This is a genomic window from Streptomyces sp. XY431 (genome assembly GCF_001279805.1).
GTDB classification, from domain to species: Bacteria; Actinomycetota; Actinomycetes; order Streptomycetales; family Streptomycetaceae; genus Kitasatospora; species Kitasatospora purpeofusca.
Window position 1 is genome coordinate 60,357 of the sequence record NZ_LGDO01000117.1, and the last position, 20,819, is coordinate 81,175.

17 protein-coding genes and 1 pseudogene are annotated in these 20,819 nt (G+C 71.7%); 7 read left to right on the top strand and 11 right to left on the bottom strand.

What is annotated here, in order from left to right; translation table 11 throughout:
- Window positions 1-380 precede the first annotated feature (380 nt).
- The gene (locus tag ADK60_RS15365; protein WP_053646499.1) at window positions 381-1,121 is read left to right on the top strand and encodes a hypothetical protein; all 741 of its coding nucleotides are present in this window, start codon (window positions 381-383) and stop codon (window positions 1,119-1,121) included.
- A gap of 386 nt (window positions 1,122-1,507) precedes the next feature.
- Here the strand turns inward: ADK60_RS15365 and ADK60_RS47650 are convergent, their stop codons facing one another.
- From ADK60_RS47650 to ADK60_RS15420, 11 genes are all read right to left on the bottom strand, one after another.
- Entirely contained in the window at window positions 1,508-2,536 is a 1,029-nt protein-coding gene (locus ADK60_RS47650) for a polyprenyl synthetase family protein (protein ID WP_079008385.1), read from the bottom strand.
- A gap of 302 nt (window positions 2,537-2,838) precedes the next feature.
- Complete coding sequence (locus ADK60_RS15375) at window positions 2,839-3,534, bottom strand: FadR/GntR family transcriptional regulator (RefSeq protein ID WP_053646502.1); 696 nt, start codon at window positions 3,532-3,534, stop codon at window positions 2,839-2,841.
- 132 nt (window positions 3,535-3,666) lie between these two features.
- Entirely contained in the window at window positions 3,667-4,527 is an 861-nt protein-coding gene (locus ADK60_RS15380; RefSeq protein ID WP_053646504.1) for an amidohydrolase family protein, read from the bottom strand.
- Window positions 4,524-4,835 carry an L-rhamnose mutarotase gene (locus ADK60_RS15385; RefSeq protein WP_053646506.1) on the bottom strand — a complete coding sequence of 104 codons (312 nt, stop codon included), beginning with the start codon at window positions 4,833-4,835 and terminating at the stop codon, window positions 4,524-4,526. Before ADK60_RS15385 ends, ADK60_RS15380 begins: the two co-directional genes overlap by 4 nt.
- Window positions 4,832-5,482, bottom strand: coding sequence for a LutC/YkgG family protein (locus ADK60_RS15390; protein ID WP_053646508.1), 651 nt, complete (start codon window positions 5,480-5,482; stop codon window positions 4,832-4,834). Before ADK60_RS15390 ends, ADK60_RS15385 begins: the two co-directional genes overlap by 4 nt.
- Window positions 5,479-6,930 (bottom strand): LutB/LldF family L-lactate oxidation iron-sulfur protein, encoded by a 1,452-nt coding sequence (locus ADK60_RS15395; RefSeq protein ID WP_053646510.1) that lies wholly within the window; start codon window positions 6,928-6,930, stop codon window positions 5,479-5,481. Before ADK60_RS15395 ends, ADK60_RS15390 begins: the two co-directional genes overlap by 4 nt.
- Window positions 6,927-7,667: a (Fe-S)-binding protein gene (locus tag ADK60_RS15400; protein WP_045942521.1), complete on the bottom strand. Its 741-nt coding sequence runs from the start codon at window positions 7,665-7,667 to the stop codon at window positions 6,927-6,929. The genes ADK60_RS15395 and ADK60_RS15400 overlap by 4 nt, the downstream gene beginning before the upstream one ends.
- Complete coding sequence (locus tag ADK60_RS15405; RefSeq protein ID WP_053646511.1) at window positions 7,667-8,665, bottom strand: aldo/keto reductase; 999 nt, start codon at window positions 8,663-8,665, stop codon at window positions 7,667-7,669. Before ADK60_RS15405 ends, ADK60_RS15400 begins: the two co-directional genes overlap by 1 nt.
- Window positions 8,662-9,423, bottom strand: coding sequence for an SDR family NAD(P)-dependent oxidoreductase (locus ADK60_RS15410; RefSeq protein ID WP_053646513.1), 762 nt, complete (start codon window positions 9,421-9,423; stop codon window positions 8,662-8,664). The genes ADK60_RS15405 and ADK60_RS15410 overlap by 4 nt, the downstream gene beginning before the upstream one ends.
- Window positions 9,420-10,760, bottom strand: a complete 1,341-nt coding sequence (locus tag ADK60_RS15415) for an L-fuconate dehydratase (protein WP_045942527.1) — start codon at window positions 10,758-10,760, stop codon at window positions 9,420-9,422. The genes ADK60_RS15410 and ADK60_RS15415 overlap by 4 nt, the downstream gene beginning before the upstream one ends.
- 11 nt (window positions 10,761-10,771) lie before the next feature.
- On the bottom strand, window positions 10,772-11,623 hold the full coding sequence (locus ADK60_RS15420) for a fumarylacetoacetate hydrolase family protein (RefSeq protein WP_053646515.1): 852 nt from the start codon (window positions 11,621-11,623) through the stop codon (window positions 10,772-10,774).
- A 531-nt stretch (window positions 11,624-12,154) separates the two neighbouring features.
- Here ADK60_RS15420 and ADK60_RS41860 point away from each other — a divergent pair.
- The 6 genes and pseudogenes from ADK60_RS41860 (at window position 12,155) to ADK60_RS47655 (ending at window position 20,682) form a co-directional block, all read left to right on the top strand.
- A pseudogene (locus ADK60_RS41860) lies at window positions 12,155-13,175 on the top strand (sugar ABC transporter substrate-binding protein).
- A gap of 81 nt (window positions 13,176-13,256) precedes the next feature.
- Complete coding sequence (locus ADK60_RS15435) at window positions 13,257-14,813, top strand: sugar ABC transporter ATP-binding protein (RefSeq protein WP_053646521.1); 1,557 nt, start codon at window positions 13,257-13,259, stop codon at window positions 14,811-14,813.
- Entirely contained in the window at window positions 14,797-15,828 is a 1,032-nt protein-coding gene (locus ADK60_RS15440) for an ABC transporter permease (protein ID WP_053646523.1), read from the top strand. The genes ADK60_RS15435 and ADK60_RS15440 overlap by 17 nt, the downstream gene beginning before the upstream one ends.
- Before the next feature lie 146 nt (window positions 15,829-15,974).
- Window positions 15,975-16,673, top strand: a complete 699-nt coding sequence (locus tag ADK60_RS15445) for a FadR/GntR family transcriptional regulator (RefSeq protein WP_053646524.1) — start codon at window positions 15,975-15,977, stop codon at window positions 16,671-16,673.
- An 80-nt stretch (window positions 16,674-16,753) separates the two neighbouring features.
- Complete coding sequence (locus ADK60_RS15450; RefSeq protein WP_053646526.1) at window positions 16,754-17,761, top strand: sugar ABC transporter substrate-binding protein; 1,008 nt, start codon at window positions 16,754-16,756, stop codon at window positions 17,759-17,761.
- 107 nt (window positions 17,762-17,868) lie between these two features.
- Window positions 17,869-20,682, top strand: coding sequence for a ricin-type beta-trefoil lectin domain protein (locus ADK60_RS47655; RefSeq protein WP_286185280.1), 2,814 nt, complete (start codon window positions 17,869-17,871; stop codon window positions 20,680-20,682).
- The last annotated feature ends 137 nt before the right edge of the window (window positions 20,683-20,819 follow it).

Here is a 20,819-nt window from a genome sequence, read left to right on the forward strand (position 1 = left end):
GGTCGGCCGGCGGCAGTCGGTGGGAAGATGGCCGACATGACGATCACAAGAAGGGCCGATGCCGTGTAGACGGCCCGGCCGCGTCCGTACCGAGCTTCCGCACCGGTCCCGGACGCAGGACGACATCACGACCATCCCATGGTCTGTTCTCGGCAGCACTCGCTGAAGTTCGACGGTTCTCCGGACACGGGAATCTCTCTCGGCGGTGACGCGGGGACGACCTACCTGGCTCCGCCGCCGCCCCCTGGGCGCTGCCGGCGGAACGATAGCCGCACCGTCCGAGTACGAGTACGAGTACGAGTACCCGTACCCATGTACTCGTGCTGCCCCGAGTACGCGGGCCGACGCCCCTTCGGGCGCGGTGCCGAAAGGCTGGACGCATGACGCGCCGACTGCTCCTGCTCCCCTCGCTGCTGCTGCTGTTCACCGTCGGCTGCGGGGTGCTGCCGTCCACCGAGGACGAGGCGACGGACGCCGCACGGGAGGTGGCCAGGAAGGCGGGCCAGGTGCTCTACAGCCAGCGCCCACGCACGGCGGAGGAGGTCGGCCGTTCCGCTGCCGGCATCAACGGGGTGGAGGTACTGCGGCTGACGGGTACCTCGACACACGACGGGGACGGCATCGACGTGGTCGTCCGCACGTCCGGGTCGGCGACCGGCGGGGGGTTCGCCCCGAAGCAGGTCACCGTGCGGCGCTGTTTCGCGGTCCGGGTGTCGCCGACGTCGGAGTGGCGCGAGGATCCCCGCGACGTGGACTGCCCGGACAACCCTCCGCTGGCCTTCGCCCCGCGACCCGAACCGCCCCGGCTGCCGTACGAGGAGCTGCGCGCGGGGCTTCCACGGGTACCGGAGGGCGGCCAGGTGGACGAGGCCGAGGTGCGCCGTGCGCTCGCCGCCCTGGACCTGCCCCCGGCGATCCGTACCGAGGTGAAGTCGGACGGCGGACGGGTCGGCGTTCTCCTGGTGGTGAAGGGCAACGGCTCCGACCCGCAGGACTGCCTTCTTGCCCGCGTGAGCCCCGGCGTCACCGACGTCTGGGCACCGACCCGGATGCAGCGGATGCCCGGAGAGGGCGGCTGCACCGTCAACAATGCGCTGCACCCGCAACCGGCGCCGCACTGAGATCCGCCCGCCGACATCGACATGAACGGCAACCCGCGCCGCCCCCGGCCGAAGCAGCGCCGCCGGGCCGGCCCGGTCGCGAACGGCCCAGCCCCCTCCGAGGGGGGAGCCGGGCCGTTCGGCGTTATACCCCGGGGGGCCGGAATTTCGAGACGGGAGGGGCGGGCGCGGACCGCACGCCCGTCCGGACTTTCGCGCGCAACGGCACGAGCGCCCGGAACTGCAACGGCCCGGAGAACCGGACCCGGCACGCCCCCGCCCGACGGACGGAAGGGGGCCCGAGGGAGCGCTTTCCGGACGGACCACCCGGGCCGCCGAGGCCCGGGTGGTCCGTCCGCCCCGGGCCTCACGGGACAGAACAGCTGGGGCCGCCCCGGTCCTGGCTCTCAGTCCCGGACGCCCAGCAGGAACTCCGGGTACAGGTTCACCGTCTGATCGACCAGCGCATGCAGCCCCGCGACGTACTCGCCCACCCCGCCGGCCTCGTCGATACTCGCGTGCAGCCCGTCGATCAGCGGCCTGACAACCGCTGCGAATGCCAGCAGTCGGCTCGGCTCGGTCAGCTGCGCCGCGAACTCCTCCCGGGCGGCCGCGGAGTCCGCGCACCCGACGAGCAGCTTCTCCGCCACCGCGCGCTCCGGCTCGGACAGCGACTTCAGGTACTGCACCACCATGAAGGTGGCAGTGCCGTTGCGAAGGTCCTCGTACCGTCCCGAGGCGATGTCCCGCTGGTCGTTGACCAGTTGCCGCAGCACGCCGAAACGCGCGCCGAAGTCGCGCCACGCGTCCACGCGCGCCTCGTCGCACCCGGCCAGCACCGCGCCCATCGCCGCGGCCATGGCGTACGGGGCACCGGTCTTCCCCAGGTAGCCGTCCATGACCTCTTCGGCGGTCGCCGTCGCGGCGGTCGCCGTGAGGTCCGCGAGCTGGCCTGCTATCGCCCGGTACCAGGTGCGCGACAGCTCCTGGCGCAGCCGCAGCGCCCGCTCCGGGTCGTCGCGGCACGCCTCGTCGAGCACCTCGGTCGCCAGGTGGCAGGCGATCCCCATCACGGCGAGCAGGTCCTGGTCCACAGTGTCCGTGTCAGCTGCGGCGTACGGCCGGGGCCCGGCGTCGGACAGGTCGTCCAGGTAGCGTGCCGCGACCCACCACAGCACGTGCACCACCGCCGCGGGCTCGGCCGGCGCCGGGTCGCCGGTGTGTGTCCCGTGCACCAGGAACGGCAGCGCGACGATTCCGTCCACGGCCGGCCCCGAGCCACGCCCGGCGATCCGGTCCAGGAAGCCGGTCAGGGCCCGTCCCATCGCGCGGTCGGCGGCCGCGCCGGGACCGGCCGAGCCGGTCAGCCCCTCGCCCGTGCCGCGCAGCCGCCGCAGCACGGCGTCCGAACTCCAAGTGGGTGCGCTTGCCGTCATGGTGTCCTCCGTGTGAATGACCGGGCTCTTGAATTCGTTCAAAGAGTCGAGAGTCAAGGTATGGCGACACTAGTACTGCAACGGTGCTTACCGTGACGGCAATCGGGTTCTCTCGCTGGACTGTTCATGGCTGGGGACATGTCCGAGGTCGATGCGCGTCGTCGGTCGGACGGGCCGGCCGGCGTGCACGAGCGGTTTGCTCACCGGTTCGCGCGGAGCGGCGTCCATCCTGTCCGGCGAGTCCATGCCGGGAACCCAGGTCACCGTCCGACCTTCCCACTCCGGGCAGCACCCGCCCCGCGTCAGCCGAGCGAGGATCCGGCTGCGCCGAGGGTGTCCCGCAGCCACTGCTCGACGCCTGCCACGTGCACCGTCGCCCAGGCGTGCGCGAGGTCGGGGCGGCGGTGGGCGATGGCATCGAGGATGGCGCGGTGCTGCTGGCGGGTCCGGTCGACCGCGCCTTCCTCGGTCAGCCCGCGCCAGATCCTCGCCCGGGCGGTCGGGCCGGACAGGCCGTCGATGAGCGAGCACAGGACGGTGTTGCCCGAGCCGGCCGCGATTCTGCGGTGGAACTCGAGGTCGTTGTCGATCAGTTCTTGCAGGGAGGCCTCGTCACTCAGGCTCTCCAGGACCTCCCCGAGGGCGGCGATGTCCTCGTCCGGCATCACTCGGGCGGCCATGGCTGCGGCGGCGGGTTCCAGGATGCGGCGGACCTCCAGGAACTCCAGCACCGAGTCGTCCTGGTGGAAGTCGACGACGAAGCCCAGCGCGTCCAGCAGCAGGTTGGGCTCCAGACTCGTCACGTAGGTGCCGTCCCCCTGGCGTACGTCGAGCACCCGGATGAGCGAGAGGGCTTTCACCGCCTCGCGCAGGGAGTTGCGCGACAGGCCGAGCCGCTCGGCCAGGTCGGCTTCCTTGGGGAGTCGCGAACCGGGGCGCAGTTCACCACTGACGATCATGGCCTTGATCTTCTCGATCGCCGAGTCGGTGACTGGCACGCCGCTGCCTCCCTGGTCCTGATCGTTGCAGCATAGCTCCCACGGCACCCCGCCGGAGATCGTCTTGACCGCGACAAGTCAAGACGATCCGGCAGGATCCACCGGAGGCCGGCCGTGCCTCGGCCCGGGCGGCTACGCTCCCGGCGGGGCGCCGAGCCTGTACACGCGGACGGCGTTGTGCCGGAACACCGCGTCCCTCTCCCCCGCGCTGAGCCCGTTCACGAGGTGCCGGGTGATCCGGACGACCTCGCCGTAGCCGGCCTCCAGGGTGCACACGGGCCAGTCGGAGCCGAAGAGGAGCCGTTGCGGACCGAAGGCGTCCAGGGCGGTGTCGGCGTACGGCGCGAGGTCCTCCGTGCGCCACCGGCCGGGGGCGGCCTCGGTCACCAGGCCGGAGAGCTTTGCCACCGTGTTGGGCAGCGCGGCCAGGCGGCGCAGGTGCGCCACCCAGGGGTCGAGCGCGCCGTCGACGACCGGGGGCTTGCCGAGGTGGTCGAGGACGAACGTCAGGCCGGGAAGCCGGGCGGCCGCGACGGCGGCGGTGCGCAACTGGTGCGGCTTGACGACGAGGTCGTAGGCGAGACCGGCCTCGGCCACGGCGAGCAGGCCGCGCCGGACGTCGGGGCGCAGCAGCCACTCGGGATCGGGTTCCTCCTGGACCTGGTGCCTGATGCCCACCAGGCGTTCCCCGCCGGGGAGTTCACGCAGCGCGGCGAGCGCGTCGGCGACGGCGGGGGCGGTGAGGTCGGTCCAGCCGACGACGCCGGCGATCAGCTCCCTGCCGTCGGCCAGCGCCAGCAGTTCGGGGGTCTCCTCGGGCACGCAGACGGTCTGCACGACGACGGTGGCGGTGACCCCGGCGGCGCGGGCCTCGGGTTCGAGGTCGTCGACGGAGAAGGAGCGGGCGAGCGGCGTCCCGTCGGTCCACGGTTGCGGGCGGGCCGTCAGGTCCCACACGTGGTGGTGCGCGTCGATGATCCGATGTCCGGTCACAGCGACCACACCACCGGCAGGCCGGCCCCGACACCGGCGTCGGAGTAGTCGTGGCTGATGTCGAGCAGTTCGCCCATCCTCTCCTGCCAGGCGACGTTGACCGGGAGGTGCTCCAGTTCGGCGAGGAGCCGGGGGTAGCTCTCGCACTCCAACAGGTGGAACAGCTCGCAGCCGCTGCGCCAGATGGTCCAGGAGGTGACACCGGCGGCCCGGATGGCTGCGGCGAGCTCCTCGGGCACCTCGCGGTGGACCGCCTCGTACTCGGCGATCCGCTCGGGGCGGAGGCGGGTGTGCAGGGCGACGTTCATGGCTGCTCCGGCAGGGGGCGGTCGACGATGACGACATGCAGGGTGCGGGGGCCGTGCACGCCTTCCACCCGGTCGAGTTCGATGTCGCTGGTGGCGGAGGGTCCCGAGATGAAGGTCAGCGGCAGCGCGGGGTCGAGGCGGGCGAGGGCGTCGGGGACGTCGGCGGCGATCTGTCCGGCGTGGATGACGCACAGGTGGTAGTCGGGTACGAGGGTGAGGGCGCGGCGGCCCTGGCCGGGGCCGGTGTCGAGGACGAGGGTCCCGGTGACGGCGATGCCCCCGGCGGCCAGGGTGACGGCGCCGTCCAGGGCGTTCAGGGCCGGGGTGTCCAGCGGTTCCGGGTGCCACTGCCAGTCGCCGGACGGCAGTAGCTCGACGGGGAAGCCGTCTGGCAGCGCCAGGTTTCTCGCCCCGCACGCGGTGAGCGCGGCGGCGATGGCGGTCGGCAGGCCCGCCTCATCGGTGCGGGTGACGGTGGCGCGGTAGTCGGCGACGCGTTCGGCGAACAGGGCGACGGTGTCCTCGCCCGGCTCGGTGTGGCTGCGGCGGTAGGTCCGGGGTACGGGGACGTCGCTGGGCAGTTCGCCGGCGGGGACGTCGGCGAGCGCGGCGCGGATGCGGCCGAGGACGGCCTGACGGCTGTTCATGCTTCGTGGTCCCTGTTCTTGCGCCACCAGGTGCGGAAGGACTCGGCGGGGGGTGCGGGGGTGTCCCGGGTGTCGGACCAGCCGTGCAGCGGGCCCGGGAGTCGGCCGATCCTTCCGTCCCGGGCCAGCGCCCGGCCGCCGAGGGCGGCCGCCTTCTGGGCGGCGGAGAGCAGCCGCGGGGAGTCGAGGACGGTGGCGGCGGCCTTCATGGCCAGCGCCTCCGCCCGCTTCGGCTTGCTCTCGACGGCCTTGGCCCGCAGGTGGGCCAGTACCTCGGGGATGTCGATCTTCACCGGGCAGGCGTCGTAGCAGGCTCCGCACAGGGTGGAGGCGAACGGCAGGGTCGCCGCGTTCTCCACGCCGACGAGCTGCGGGGTGAGGACGGCGCCGATCGGTCCGGGGTAGACGGAGCCGTAGGCGTGGCCGCCGGTGCGCTCGTAGACGGGGCAGACGTTGAGGCAGGCGGAGCAGCGGATGCAGCCGAGGACCTGGCGGCCGACGGTGTCGGCGAGGGTGTCGGTGCGGCCGTTGTCGAGGAGGACCAGGTGGAAGTCCTGCGGGCCGTCGCCCTGCGTCACCCCGGTCCAGGTGGAGGTGTAGGGGTTCATCCGCTCGCCGGTGGACGAGCGGGGCAGGAGCTGGAGGAAGACCTCCAGGTCGGTCCAGGTGGGGACGACCTTCTCGATGCCCATCACGGTGATGAGGGTCTCGGGCAGGGTGAGGCACATCCGGCCGTTGCCCTCGGACTCCACGACCACGACCGTGCCGGTGTCGGCGACGGCGAAGTTGGCACCGGAGACGGCCACCTTGGCGGAGAGGAACTTCTCCCGCAGGTGCAGCCGGGCCGCGTCCACCAGGTCGGCGGGTGAGTCGGTGAGTCCGTCCGGTGCGGGCCGGCCCCAGCTGCCCATCTCGGCAACGAACAGGTCCCGGACCTCGCTGCGGTTCTTGTGGATCGCGGGGACGAGGATGTGGGAGGGCCGGTCGTCGCCGAGCTGGACGATGAGTTCGGCGAGGTCGGTCTCGTAGGCGGTGAGGCCGGCTTCGGCGAGGGCCTCGTTGAGGCCGATCTCCTGCGTGGCCATGGACTTGATCTTCACGACCTCGCGTTCGCCGGTGGCCTGCACGAGTTCGGTGACGATGCGGTTGGCCTCGACGGCGTCCGAGGCCCAGTGCACGGTGCCGCCCGCGGCGGTGACGGCGGCCTCCAGCCGGACGAGGTAGTGGTCGAGGTGGCGCGAGGTCCGCTTCTTGATCGCGGCGGCGGCGTCGCGCAGCTGCTCCCAGTCGTCCAGTTCGGAGGCGACCGCGAGCCGCTTGTCGCGGATGGTCGTGGTGGCCCGTTTCAGGTTGGCGCGCAGCTGGGTGTTGCCGAGCGCTTCGCGGGCGGCGTCGGGGAAGGACGGGGCGCCGAGCCAGACGACGCCGCGGCCGGCGGGGTTGCTCATCGTGCGGTTCCTTCGGAGGCGGCGAGGATCTCGGCGATGTGCATGGTGCGCACGGGGGCGCCCTGGCGGGACAGTCCGCCGCCGATGTGCATCAGGCAGGAGTTGTCGGCGGCGCACAGGACCTCGGCGCCGCTGTCCAGGACGGCGGCGTTCTTGTCGGCGAGCATCGCGGCGGAGGTGTCGGCGTTCTTGACGGCGAAGGTGCCGCCGAAGCCGCAGCAGGAGTCGGCCGCGGGCAGGTCCACGAGGTCCAGGTCCTCGACGGCGCGCAGCAGCCGGTCGGGGCGGTCGCCGAGGCGCAGGCCGCGCAGCGAGTGGCAGGTGGGGTGGTAGGCGACGCGGTGCGGGAAGCGGGCGCCGACGTCGGTGACGCCGAGGACGTCGGTCAGGAACTCGGTGAACTCGTGGACCCGGGGCACCAGTTCGGCGACCTGCTGTTGGAGGCCGGCGGGCCCGTACTCCCGGGCCAGCAACGGGTGGTTCTCCTTGACCATGCCGGCGCAGGACGCGGACGGCGTGATGACGGCGTCGTAGTCGGCGAAGGTCCGGGCGAAGCGGGCCACCAGTGGGACGGCGTCGGGGCGGTAGCCGGTATTGAAGTGCATCTGCCCGCAGCAGGTCTGTTCCATCGGGAAGTCGACGGTGTGGCCCAGCCGCTCCAGTACGGTCACCACCGCGCGGCCGGTCTCGGGGAACATCGTGTCGTTGAAGCAGGTGATGAACAGGGCGATGCGCATCAGCTCACCTCCTCGGGGGTGGGGACGTCCTCCCGCAGCAGTCGGCGGTCCCTGAGTTCTGCCCAGAGCGCCGCCGGGACGGGGTGATCGAGCATAGCGGCGGCGTCCCGGACCTCGGCGGCGCTGCGGGTGCCGACCAGGACGCTCGCCACCGCCGGGTGCCCGAACGGGAACCGCAGGGCGGCGGCACGCAGCGGCACACCGTAGGTCTCGCACACCGCCTTGAGCTCCAGGGCCCGGCCGAGCAGGTGCGCGGGGGCCGCGGTGTAGTCGAAGGTGGCACCCGGGCGGGGGTCGGCGAGCAGGCCGGAGTTGAACACCCCTCCGATGACCACGCCGACGCCCCGCTGCTGGGCCAAGGGCAGCAGTTCGGCGAGGCCTCGCTGGTCGAGCAGGGTGTAGCGGCCGGCCAGCAGGACGGCGTCGATGTCGGTCTCGCGGACGAAGCGGGCGGGCAGTTCGGCCTGGTTCATGCCGAGGCCGATCGCTCCGACGACTCCCTCCGCGCGCAGGCGTTCGAGTTCGGGGTAGGCCTCGTCGAGTGCCTGCTCGGCATGGTCGTCGGGATCGTGCAGGTAGGCGATGTCGATCCGGTCGAGGCCGAGCCGGTTCAGGCTGTCCTCGACGGAGCGGCGCACGCCCCGGGCGCTGAAGTCCCAGACCCGGCGGTGGCTGGCGGCCACGGCGAAGCCGTTGGCCAGGTCGTCGCCGTCGCTGGAGGGCGACGGCTCCAGCAGCCGGCCGACCTTGGTCGAGAGCGTGTACTGCTCGCGCGGCCGCTCGCGCAGCGCGTCACCGAGGCGGCGCTCGGACAGGCCCAGGCCGTAGTGCGGGGCGGTGTCGAAGTACCGTACGCCCGCTTCCCAAGCGGCGGTGACGGCTTGTTCGGCCTGTTCGTCGCTGACCGCGGTGAACAGGTTCCCGATGCCGGCTGCGCCGAAGGCGAGTTCGGTGACCTGGACCCTGCCGCCGCCGAGCGGGCGGTGGCGAGGGTTCACGGGCGTGGCTCCGGTCGCAGGCGCAGGCCGGCCATGCCGCCGTCGACCGCGAGCGCGGTGCCGGTGACACTGGCGGCGGCCGGGGAGGCGAGGTAGGCGATGGCTGCGGCGACCTCCTCGGCGGTGACCAGCCGCCCGGTGGGCTGGCGGGCGTTCAGTGCGGCGCGCTCGGCGGCCGGGTCGTCGGCCGCGTCCAGCAGCCGTGAGACCCACGGGGTGTCGACGGTGCCCGGGTTGACGCAGTTGACCCGGATCCCTTCGCGGACGTGGTCGGCGGCCATCGCCAGGGTGAGCGAGAGGACGGCGCCCTTGCTCGCCGAGTACAGCGCGCGCTGGGGCAGTCCGGCGGTGGCGGCGATCGAGCAGGTGTTGACCACCGAGGCCGAGGCGGAGCGGCGCAGGTACGGGAGGGCGGCGCGGGTGGTGCGGACGATGCCGAGCACATTGACGTCCAGGACGCGGTGCCACTGCTCGTCCGGGTTGTCCTCGACGGTGCCGGCGGCGCCGATGCCGGCGTTGTTGACCAGGATGTCGATCCCGCCGAGTGCCTCGGCCGCCGCCTGGACGGCAGCCTGTACGGAGCGGTCGTCGGAGACGTCGGCGGTGAAGCCGCGCAGCGGGGCACGGACGCCGCTCGGGTCGAGGTCCAGGACGGCGACGTCCGCTCCACGTTCGCCGAGCAGTCGGGCGGTGGCCAGGCCGATGCCGGAGGCACCGCCGGTCACCAGGGCGGTGAGCCCCTCGAGGCCGGTCGTCACGAGTCCTCTCCCTTCTCGCTGCCCGCCAGGTCGGCCGCCCAGAACGCGCCGTCGGGGTAGGTGTAGGTGTCGATGGTGGCCTGGTGCATGGTGGCGGAGAAGCCGGGTCCGGTGGGCGCCCGGTAGTGGCCGGCGTCGATGACGACGGGGTCGAGGAAGTGCTGGTGGAGGTGGTCGACGTACTCGATCACCCGGTCCTGGGTGGTCCCGGAGAGCGCGACGTAGTCGAACATCGACAGGTGCTGGACCAGTTCGCACAGGCCCACGCCGCCGGCGTGCGGGCAGACCGGGACGCCGAACTTGGCGGCGAGCAGCAGGATGGCGAGGTTCTCGTTGACACCGGCCACCCGGGCCGAGTCCAGCTGGAGGACGTCGATCGCGCCGGCCTGGAGCAGCTGCTTGAAGACGACGCGGTTCTGGACGTGCTCGCCGGTGGCGACCTTGATCGGGTGGACCCCGCGCCGAACGGCAGCGTGGCCGAGGACGTCGTCGGGGCTGGTGGGCTCCTCGATCCAGTACGGGTCGAACTCGGCGAGGGCGTTCGTCCACTCGATCGCCTCGGCGACGTTCCAGCGCTGGTTGGCGTCGATCGCCATGCGGATGTCCGGCCCGACGGCCTCGCGGGCGGCGCGGCAGCGGCGGACGTCGTCCTCCAGGTCGGCGCCGACCTTCAGCTTGATCTGGGTGAAGCCGTCGGCCACCGCCTGCTGGGCGAGGCGGGTGAGCTTCTCGTCGCTGTAGCCCAGCCAGCCGGGCGAGGTGGTGTAGGCGGGGTAGCCGCGGCGAACGAGTTCGGCGGCCCGGTCGGGTGCGTCCTGCCTGCCCTTGCGCAGCAGTTCGAGGGCCTCGTCGGGCGTCAGCGCGTCGGTGAGGTAGCGGAAGTCGACCTGGGAGACCAGCCACTCGGGGTCGGCGTCGGCGAGCAGCTGCCACAGCGGCTTGCCCTCGCGCTTGGCGGCGAGGTCCCAGACCGCGTTGACGACGGCTCCGATCGCCATGTGCATCACGCCCTTCTCGGGCCCCAGCCAGCGCAGCTGGCTGTCGCCGATCAGGTCGCGGTACAGGGATCCGGGGTCGGCGCACAGCTCGGCGACGGGGCGTCCGACGATGTGCTCGCTCAGCGCGTCGATGGCGGCGACCTGGACGTCGTTGCCGCGGCCGATGGTGAAGGTGAACCCGTGGCCCTCGTGGCCGCCCGCGGAGGCGCGCAGGACGACGTAGGCGGCGGAGTAGTCGGGGTCGGGATTCATGGCGTCGGACCCGTCCAGCTCCCGTGAGGTGGGGAAGCGGATGTCGTAGGTGTCGACGGCGGTGATCCGCGCCGTGGTTGCGGACAAGGTGGTGCCTTTCACGCGTGGGAGAAGGTCTGGCGCTGGGAGCCGAGGCCGTCGACGGCCAGTTCGACGGTGTCGCCGGCGCGCAGGTAGGGGTTGCCGGGCAGGCCCAGGGCCACGCCGGCCGGGGTGCCGGTGTTGATGACGTCGCCGGGGTTCAGCACCATGTACTGGCTGAGGTACCAGACGATGTGGGCGACGTCGAAGATCATGTTCTTGGTGTTGCCGTCCTGTCGCGTCTCGCCGTTGACGGCCAGACGCAGGCCCAGGGCCTGCACGTCGCCGGCCTCGTCCGGGGTGACCAGCCAGGGGCCGAGCGGGTTGAAGGTCTCGCAGGACTTGCCGAGGTCCCACTGGGCGGAGTACTCCAGCTGGAACTCGCGCTCGGACACGTCGTTGCTGATCGCGAAGCCCGCGACATGGGCCAGGGCCTGGTCCGGCGAGTCCAGGTAGCGGGCCCGGCGTCCGACGACGACGGCGAGCTCCACCTCCCAGTCGGTCTTCACCGAGCCGCGGGGGATCAGTACCCGGTCGTGGGGGCCGACCACGGTGGACGGGTCCTTCATGAAGACCACCGGCCGGGTGGGGATGGCCGCGCCGGTCTCCTCCGCGTGGTCGCGGTAGTTGAGGCCGATGCAGACGACCTTGCCCGGCCGGGCGACCGGTGCGCCGATCCGCAGGCCGGCCGGGTCGATCGGAGGGAGCTCGCCGGCGGCCAGGGCGGCCCGGACCCGGTCGATCCCGCCGGAGGCGAGGAACGCGCCGTCGATGTCGGTGGTCAGGCCCGTGAGTGCGAAGACCCGGCCGTCGTCGCCGACTGCCGCCGGGACCTCTTCTCCCGCCGGTCCGATCCGCAGTAGCTTCATGCCCTGACTCCCGTCGTAGGTCTGCGGGCCGGGACTCTTCACCGGCCAACACATCGGATGAATCCGTGACGCCCTGACCATACGAGTCTCGTCACACCACCGCAAGAAGTCCTCCGATGTTTACCGGGCCCGTCGACTCGTACGTCATCGAACCGTCCGTCAAATCGGCAGCTCAGGGTGGATTTCTCACCTCACCCACGACACAGGGCGGAAACCTGGACGTCACGGTTGAGAATCATCCGAGGTTTCCTCTTGTCAGTCAGATGTCAGGCTCGTATGGTCCTCCTGACCCGCAAGCCATCCGATGACTGTGGGAAGCGCGGTCCGGCCCCGTCTGCCACGGACCGCCGCAACCAGGAACCGGCCTCCCTCCTGCTGAGGGCTGGAAGGGAGGCCGGCTCCCCCGCCCGCCCCGCCCCACCGGGACGGGCCTCGCGCCCCCCACCACGCCGGCTCCACGCCCCCGCACAGTCGGCTCCACGCCCCCCGCACAGGGGAGCACCGGACATCCCAGCCAAGGAGATCAGCACCATGAAGCCTCGCTCCTCCAGAATCGCGGCCACGGCCGCCGCCGTCGTCGTCCTGGCGGGGTTCGCCACGGCCTGCAACCGCGGCAGCGCCTCGGAGTCCGCCGCCGGCGGCAAGCCGGCGCTCGGCATCGACCTGCCGCGTGCGGACTCCGACTTCTGGAACTCCTACGCGCAGTACATCAAGCAGGACGCCGCCACGCAGGGCCTGAACACCCTGCCGGTGAGCAACTCCCAGAACGACGTCACCAAGCTGGTCGCCAACGTCCAGGTGTTCCAGAACACCGGCGCCAAGGCCGTCGTGATGGCCCCGCAGGACACCGGCGCTATCGCCTCCACCCTGGAGCAGCTGTCCGCCAGGAAGATCCCGGTGATCAGCGTCGACACCCGCCCCGACAAGGGGAACGTCTACATGGTGGTGCGCGCCGACAACAAGGCGTACGGCACCAAGGCCTGCGAGTTCCTCGGCAAGCAGCTCGACGGCAAGGGCAAGGTCGCCGAGCTCCAGGGCGCGCTCAGCTCCATCAACGGGCGCGACCGCTCCGAGGCCTTCGCCGCCTGCATGAAGGAGAAGTTCCCCGGCATCCAGGTCATCGAGCTGGCCACCGACTGGAAGGGCGACGTCGCCTCCGCCAAGCTCCAGTCCACCCTGGCCGCCAACCCGGACCTCGGCGGCGTCTACATGCAGGCCGGCGGCGTCTTCCTCCAGCCCACCCTCGCCCTGCTCCAGCAGAAGGGCCTGCTCAAGCCCGCCGGAGAGCCCGGCCACATCGCCATCGTCTCCAACGACGGCATCCCGCAGGAGTTCGACGCGATCCGCAAGGGCGACATCGACGCGACCGTCTCCCAGCCCGCCGACCTCTACGCCAAGTACGCCCTGTACTACGCCAAGGCCGCCGCCGAGGGACCACCAGTCGACCATCATCCAGCTGCCCAACGGCCTGGAGGACCAGATCCCCGCGCCGCTGGTCACCAAGGACAACGTCGACGACAAGTCCCTCTGGGGCAACAACGTCGGCAAGTAACCCCACCGACCCCTCGTGAGCCGCGGCCCGGGCTCCCCTCTCGGTGCCGCCGTTCTCGGACCCTGCGGAAAGGACCCCGCCATGGCGGACCCCAGCCCCGTCCGGGGCCCCGTCGTCGAGGCCGACGGGATCAGCAAGCGCTTCGGCGCCACCGTCGCGCTCAGCGACGCCCGCATCTCGGTCGCCCCTGGCGAATCGCATGCCCTGGTCGGCCGCAACGGCGCGGGCAAGTCCACGCTCGTGTCGATCCTCACCGGCCTGCAGAACCCCGACACGGGCACCCTGCGTTTCAACGGCGAGCCGGCTCCGGCCCCCGGCGACACCGACGCCTGGCGCTCCAGGGTCGCCTGCGTCTACCAGCGCTCCACCATCATCCCCGCGCTGACCGTCACCGAGAACCTCTTCCTCGACCGGCAGAGCGCCGCAGCGCTGCGCCCGATCGGCTGGAAGCGGCTGCGCGGCCGCGCCACCGAGCTGCTCACCGAGTACGGCGTGGACGTCGACCCGAGCGCGCGCGCCGAGGACCTGAGCGTCGAGCAGCGCCAGTTCGTCGAGATCGCCCGGGCACTGTCCTTCGGGGCCCGCTTCATCATCCTGGACGAGCCCACCGCCAAGCTCGACGCGCGCGGCATCGACCGGCTCTTCGAGAAGCTGCGCTCGCTCCAGGAGCAGGGCGTCGCGTTCCTGTTCATCTCCCACCACCTGCAGGAGGTCTACGACCTCTGCGCGACCGTCACGGTCTACCGGGACGCCCGGCACATCGTCACCGCACCGGTCGCCGAACTCGACCAGCAGGCCCTGGTGGAGGCGATGACCGGCGAGAGCGCCCGGGGCAGTGGGCCCGCCTGGTCGGTGACCGGCCGCACGCGCACCGACGGCGCCCCACTGCTGGAGGTCTCCGGCCTGAGCCTGGCCGGCACCTACCAGGACTTCTCCCTGACCGCGCGGGCCGGCGAGGTCGTGGGCCTGGCCGGAGCGGCCGCCAGCGGCAACGTCCGGCTCGCCGAGACGATCGCCGGCCTGCACCGCCCGCAGGCCGGCACGATCACCGTCGCGGGCCGCCCGGTGCGCACCGGGCGCGTTCCCGCCGCTCTCGCGGCCGGCATCGGCTTCGTGCCCGAGGACCGGCACGTCCAGGGCCTCGTCCCGCAGCGCAGCGTCGCCGAGAACGCCACCCTGACCGTCAGTGACCAGCTCGGGCCGTTCGGCACGGTCCTGCCCTCGCGCACCCGGGCCTTCGCCGAGCGGATGATCGGCGACCTCGACATCAAGACGCCCGGCCCCTCGGCCCCGGTGTCCGCCCTGTCCGGCGGCAACCAGCAGAAGGTCGTCATCGCCCGCGCCCTGGCCACCGAACCGCACGTCCTGGTCGCCGTCCGCCCCACCAACGGCGTCGACGTCAAATCCAAGGAATCCCTGCTCGGCACCGTCCGCCAGGTCGCCGACGCCGGGAAGACCGCCCTGATCGTGTCCGACGAACTCGACGACCTGCGCGTCTGCGACCGCGTCCTGGCCATGTTCCACGGCCGCGTCGTCGCCGAGTTCGAGCACGGCTGGAGCGACGAACAACTGGTCTCAGCCATGGAGGGCATGGCCGGCCCGACCGATACGAAGGAAAGCCATGTCTCCCACCACTGAGGTACGCGCGCACGCGGCGCCCGCCGCCACCCGGCCCGCCGAGCGCCGCTTCCAGCTCGCCCGCTACCGTGACCTCTCCCTCGTCCCGGTACTCCTGGTGCTGGGCATCATCGGATTCGCGGTCTCGCCCGCCTTCCTCACCTCCGACAACCTGCTCGGCGTCGGCCAGCAGGCCACCGAACTGAGCCTGCTGGTCCTGGCCGAGGCGCTGATCCTGATCGTCGGCCGGATGGACCTGTCCCTGGAATCCACGATCGGCGTGGCCCCCGTCGTCGCCGTCTGGCTGGTCCTCCCCGACCACGGCGCGCGCTTCAACGGCCTCGGGCTCTTCCCCTCCTGGACCGCCATCCCGCTGTGCCTGGCCGTCGGCGCGCTCATCGGGGCGATCAACGGGTTCCTGATCCTCAAGCTGCGCCTCAACGGCTTCATCGTCACCCTCGGCGCGCTCACCCTGCTCCGCGGCCTCCAGGTCGCGATCTCCCAGGGGCAGTCGATCGTCAACCTGCCCGGCTCCTTCACCTACCTCGGCAGCACCAGCTGGCTGGGCGCCCCGGCGGCCATCTGGATCTGCGCCCTGCTCTTCCTGGCCGGCGGCAGCGCCCTCGCCTGGCTGCGCCACGGCCGCGCCCTGTACGCGATCGGCGGCAACTCCGAGGCCGCCCGCGCCGCGGGCATCCGGGTCGACCGGATCACCTGGGTCGTGCTGATCCTCGGCGGCCTGCTGGCGGCCTTCGCCGGTGTCCTCTACACCGGCCACTACGGCTCCATCTCCGCCGACCAGGGCAACGGGTGGATCTTCCAGGTCTTCGCCGCCACCGTGATCGGCGGCGTCAGCCTCAACGGCGGCCGGGGCACCCTCTTCGGCGCCCTGACCGGTGTGCTGACCCTCCAGCTCGTGGTCAACGTCATGACACTCGCGGGCGTTCCGCCGCTGTGGAACCAGTTCCTCAACGGCGCGATCATCATCGTCGCGCTGATCATCTCCCGCTTCGCCTCGGGCGAGAAGCAGGAGTGACGGGTCCTGCGGTCTGAGGGCCGCCGGAGCGGCGCGACCGGCCCGGCGGGAACCGGTCGCGCCGCTCCGTCCCCTCCTTCCCGCCCCTCCTTCCCGCCCCTCGACCGACCACCACTTCCAGGCCCGCACGCAGGAGGCGAACACCCATGGCGGTGACCGACCAGGCCATCGAGAAGATCAAGGAGATGATCGTCTCCGGCGCCCTGCCGCCCGGCGCGAGACTCCCCAACGAGGCCGGTCTCGCCGACCAGCTCGGGCTGTCGCGCAGCTCGCTGCGCGAGGCCGTCCGGGCGCTCACCGCGATGCGGATCCTCGTCCCCAAACAGGGCGACGGCACCTACGTGTCCGGCCTGGAGCCCCATCTCCTCCTCGAAGCGATGGCCTTCGCCGCCGACGTCTCCCACGGCCGCACAGCCGGGCAGCTCCTCCAGGTCCGACGCCTGCTGGAGCCACAGGCCGCCGCCCTCGCGGCCGGCCTGCTCACCGACGAACACCTGCGAACGCTGCGGGCCGTCCTCGACCGGAGTGCCACGGACATCGGCATCGAGGAGTTCATCGAACTCGACATCGAGTTCCACCGCACCATCGCCGATGCCGTCGGCAACCCCGTGCTGTCCACCCTGCTCGGCATCCTCTCCACCCACACCCAGCGGCTGCGCATCGTGCGCGGTACGCACAACGCTTCCGCCCGCGAACAGGCCCACCGCGAACACGAAGCCATCTGGCGGGCCCTGGTCAACCGCGATGCCGTCCTGGCCGCCAGTGCCAGCACCGTGCACGTCGCCGCCGTCGAGGACTGGCTGGCCGCCGGCACCGACTCCCTGGCCCTCGGCACCATCGCCTGACGGCGAGCTGCCGGGTCCCGCAGATCCGCTCCCCTCTCCCTCAATACGCAGGACCCCCACCGCCCAGGACGGTCTGACACATGAAGAGCCGAACCATCCGGACCACCTGCGCGGGCTGCACCGCCGTGTTGCTCGCCGGCTGCCTCACCGCCTGCGGGGGCACCGATGCCCCCGGCGACTCCCGCCCACAGATCGGCATCGACATCCCCCGCGCCGACTCCGACTTCTGGAAGGCGTACGCGAAGTACCTCCAGCAGGAGATCGACGACCAGCATCTGAGTGTCCTGCCCCCGACCCGTTCGGACGGCGACGAGGCGACGTTCACCGCCAACGTCCACGCGCTGGCCGCACGGCAGCCCAGGTCCATCGTCATGGCTCCGCAGAACACCATGGCCACCGACTCGACACTCTCCGACCTGTTCCGCGCGAACATCCACGCGATCAGCGTGGACACCGAACCGGAGCACGGCAGCGTCTACATGGTGGTACGCGCCGACAACAAGGCGTACGGCGCCAAGGCCTGCGAGTTCCTCGGCAAGCAGCTCGGCGGCAAGGGCAAGGTCGCCGAGCTCCAGGGGTCACTGAGCTCCATCAACGGATACGAACGCTCCGCGGGGTTCGCCGCCTGCATGAAGCGCAACTTCCCCGGCATCCAGGTGATCGCACTGGCCACCGAGTGGAAGGGCGACGTCGCCTCCGCCGAACTCCGGTCCACCCTCGCCGCCAACCCGGACCTGAACGGCATCTACCTGCAGGCCGGCGGTGTGTTCCTGCAACCCACCCTCGCCCTGCTCCGGCAGCAGGGCCTGCTCAAGCCCGCCGGCCGGAGCGGCCACATCGCCGTCGTCTCCAACGACGGCATCCCCGCCGAGCTCGACGCGATCCGCAAGGGCGACATCGACGCGACCGTCTCCCAGCCCGCCGACCTCTACGCCAAGTACGCCCTGTACTACGCCAAGGCCGCCGCCGAGGACGGCTCCACCATCATCTCCCTGCCCAACGGCCTGGAGGACCAGATCCCCTCGTCCCTGGTCACCAAGGAGAACGTCGACGACCCGTCGCTCTGGGCCAACCACGCCGCAGGCTGACCCGAGACGGGCCCCGGAACCGGGCCGGCAGCCACCGCGACAGCGGGACTGCGGTCTGCGCAGCACCAGTGATTGCTCCCCACCCACCCCCACTGAAAGGCCGCACCATGCGAAGTGCACCGGTGGTCAGGGCGATAGTCGCCCTGACCCTTGGTACCACCGCCGCCGCCTGGTCCCCCGCCACGGCGACCGCCGCGACCACGACCACCGCCTGGTCCGGCGGCGCGTTCTCCGTCGACACCGCGAGCCTCGTCCGCGAGGCGAACATCGTCCTGGGCAGCCCGAACACCGCGGCGACCCAGTCCATGCCGCTGGGCAACGGCACCCTCGGCGCCGCGGTCTGGGCCGCCGACGGCTTCACCGCCCAACTCAACCGCGCCGACACCCTGCCCGGCCGCAAGTCCCCCGGCTGGCTGCAGATCCCCGGCCTGTCCCGGATCACGAACGCCGCCGACTTCACCGCCACCGTCGACCCGTACGACGGAGTGCTGCGCGAGTCCGGCGACGGGATGAGCGCGACGATCTACGTCCGCGCCGACAAGGACGAGCTGGTCGTGGACGTGACCGGCGCCGACCCGAACACCGTCCAGTCCGCCACCGTCAACCTGTGGTCCGGGCGCACTCCGGCCGCGGCGGCCTCCGGTGGCGTCGCGACGCTCGCCGAGACCTGGGTCGACAGCAACGCCACCACCGGCTCCGGCCGGACCTTCGGCTCCCTGGCCGCACTCACCGCCGGCGGGCGCAACGTCACCGCCACGGTCGCCGACCCGCAGACCGTGAAGGTGGACGTCACCCCCGACCCCGACGGCAGCTTCCGGATCCTGGTCGGCAGCCCGAGCTGGACCGGCGGCAACGCCGCCACCACCGCCGCCTCGCTGCTGGGTTCGGACGCGACCGCGAGCTCCGACACCCTGCGGGCGCCGCACCAGGCCTGGTGGCACAACTACTGGGGCAAGCTCGGCCTGGTGAAGCTCTCCTCGGCGGACGGCACCGCCGCCTACCTGGAGAAGCTGCGCACCCTGTACTACTTCTACACCGCCGAGGAGTCCCGCGGGCCGCTGCCCGGCTCCCAGGCCGGAGTCGCCGACCTCTTCAACTTCTCCCAGGACACCCAGAACTGGTACCCGGCCGGCTACTGGTTCTGGAACATCCGCGGACAGGTGGCCGCCAACATCGGCGCCGGCGCGTTCGAGCTCAACACCGGCCTCTACAACCTCTACACCTCCAACCTGGCCAACATCCAGGCCTGGACCAGGACCTACATGGGCAACCGGCCCGGCATCTGCGTGCCGGAGACCATGCGCTTCAACGGCAACGGCTTCCAGAACGACGGCAACCCGTTCGGCGACGCCTCCTGCGACCAGGCCCTGACCACCTGGAACGGTGCCACGGTCTCCACCGGCGCCGAAATCGGACTCTGGGTCTGGCAGCAGTACCTGACCACCGGTGACAAGGCCTTCCTGACGGCGAACTACCCGCTGATGCAGCAGTCCGCCCAGTTCCTGCTGGCCTTCACCACGGTCGGCGCCGACGGCAAACGGCACGCGGTGGCCAACGTCCACGAGAACCAGTGGAACGTGCAGGACCCGGTCAACATGATCGACGCGATGAAGGCCCTCTTCCCCGCCACGATCTCCGCCGCCAAGGTCCTGAACGCCGACGCCTCGCTCGTCTCCCAGCTGCAGGCCGCGATCCCGCAGATCCCCGACTACCCGCGCACCGACGCCGCGACCCACCGGCAGAACCTCACCGCCTCCGCCGACGCCTCCGGCACCGACGTGCTCGGCCAGTCCTCGCAGCCCACCGCGACCGTCTACAACACCGAGAACGACGACCTCGAAGCCGTCTGGCCCTACGGCCTGATCGGCGACAACTCACCGCTGCTGCCCGTGGCCCGGCGCACCTACAACAGCCGGGTCAACGTCCAGCAGAACGACTGGAGCTTCGACGCCGTCCACGCCGCCCGCCTCGGCCTGCCCGACCGGGTCGCCGCCGACCTGACCGCGCTCACCCAGAAGTACCAGACGTACCCCACCGGCCTGGCCGACCTGTGGGCCAGGCCCGGCGGGACCGAGCCCTACATCGAGCAGGCCGCCAACGTCGCGCTCGCGATCAACGAGGCGCTGGTCCAGGACTACGACGGCCTGCTGCGGATCGCCCCGGCCCTGCCGCAGGGCTGGGACGCCGACGGCACCCAGTACATCCACGGCGGCAGCACCGTCTCCGTCCAGGTCCACGGCGGCGTCATCGGCACCGTCGGCATCCACGCCGGCTCCACCGGCAGCATCGACATCCGCAACCCCTGGCCGGGCCAGAGCGTGTCGGTCGTCGACGGCACCGACAAGTCGACCGTCATCGTCAGCCCCACCACCGCCGACCGGTTCACCATCCCGACCACGGCCGGCAAGTCCTACCTGGTCCAGCGGGTCTCGGCCCCGGTCTCCGGCATGACGTTCAGCCGGCTCTCCGGCACACCTGCGACGGCGGCCAGCCACCTGGGCACCGCCCGGATCGGCCTGGACAAGGCCACCGGCACCGCCACCGGCCGCATCACCGGCATCAACGGCCTGTGCGTCGACGACTCCGGCGCCGGCACCGCCGACGGCAACCCCATCGTCGTCTGGACCTGCAGCGGCACCGCCGCCAACCAGCAGTGGACCGTCGGCACCGACGGCACCCTGCGTACCCTCGGCAAATGCATGACCGCCCCCGGCAACAACCCCGGCAACAACACCCCCGTCCAGCTGTACGGCTGCGTGAGCGGGGCCGGAAACCAGGTCTGGCAGCCCCAGGCCGACGGCACCCTCAAGAACCCGCAGAGCAACAAGTGCCTGGACGACTCGGGCGCCGGTCCCGCCGGCACCGGACTGATCCTGTGGGACTGCTCCGCTGCCGCCAACCAGATCTGGCACCTGCCCTGATCCCGACCTGACGCAACAAGGCCCGGGGTGTCGACCAACGATGGTGGTCGACACCCCGGGCCGTCCTCGCCGCGACCGCCACGAAGCCGGCCGACGCCCGCTGCCGGCGTCCGCTGCCGGTGTCCGCTGCCGGTGTC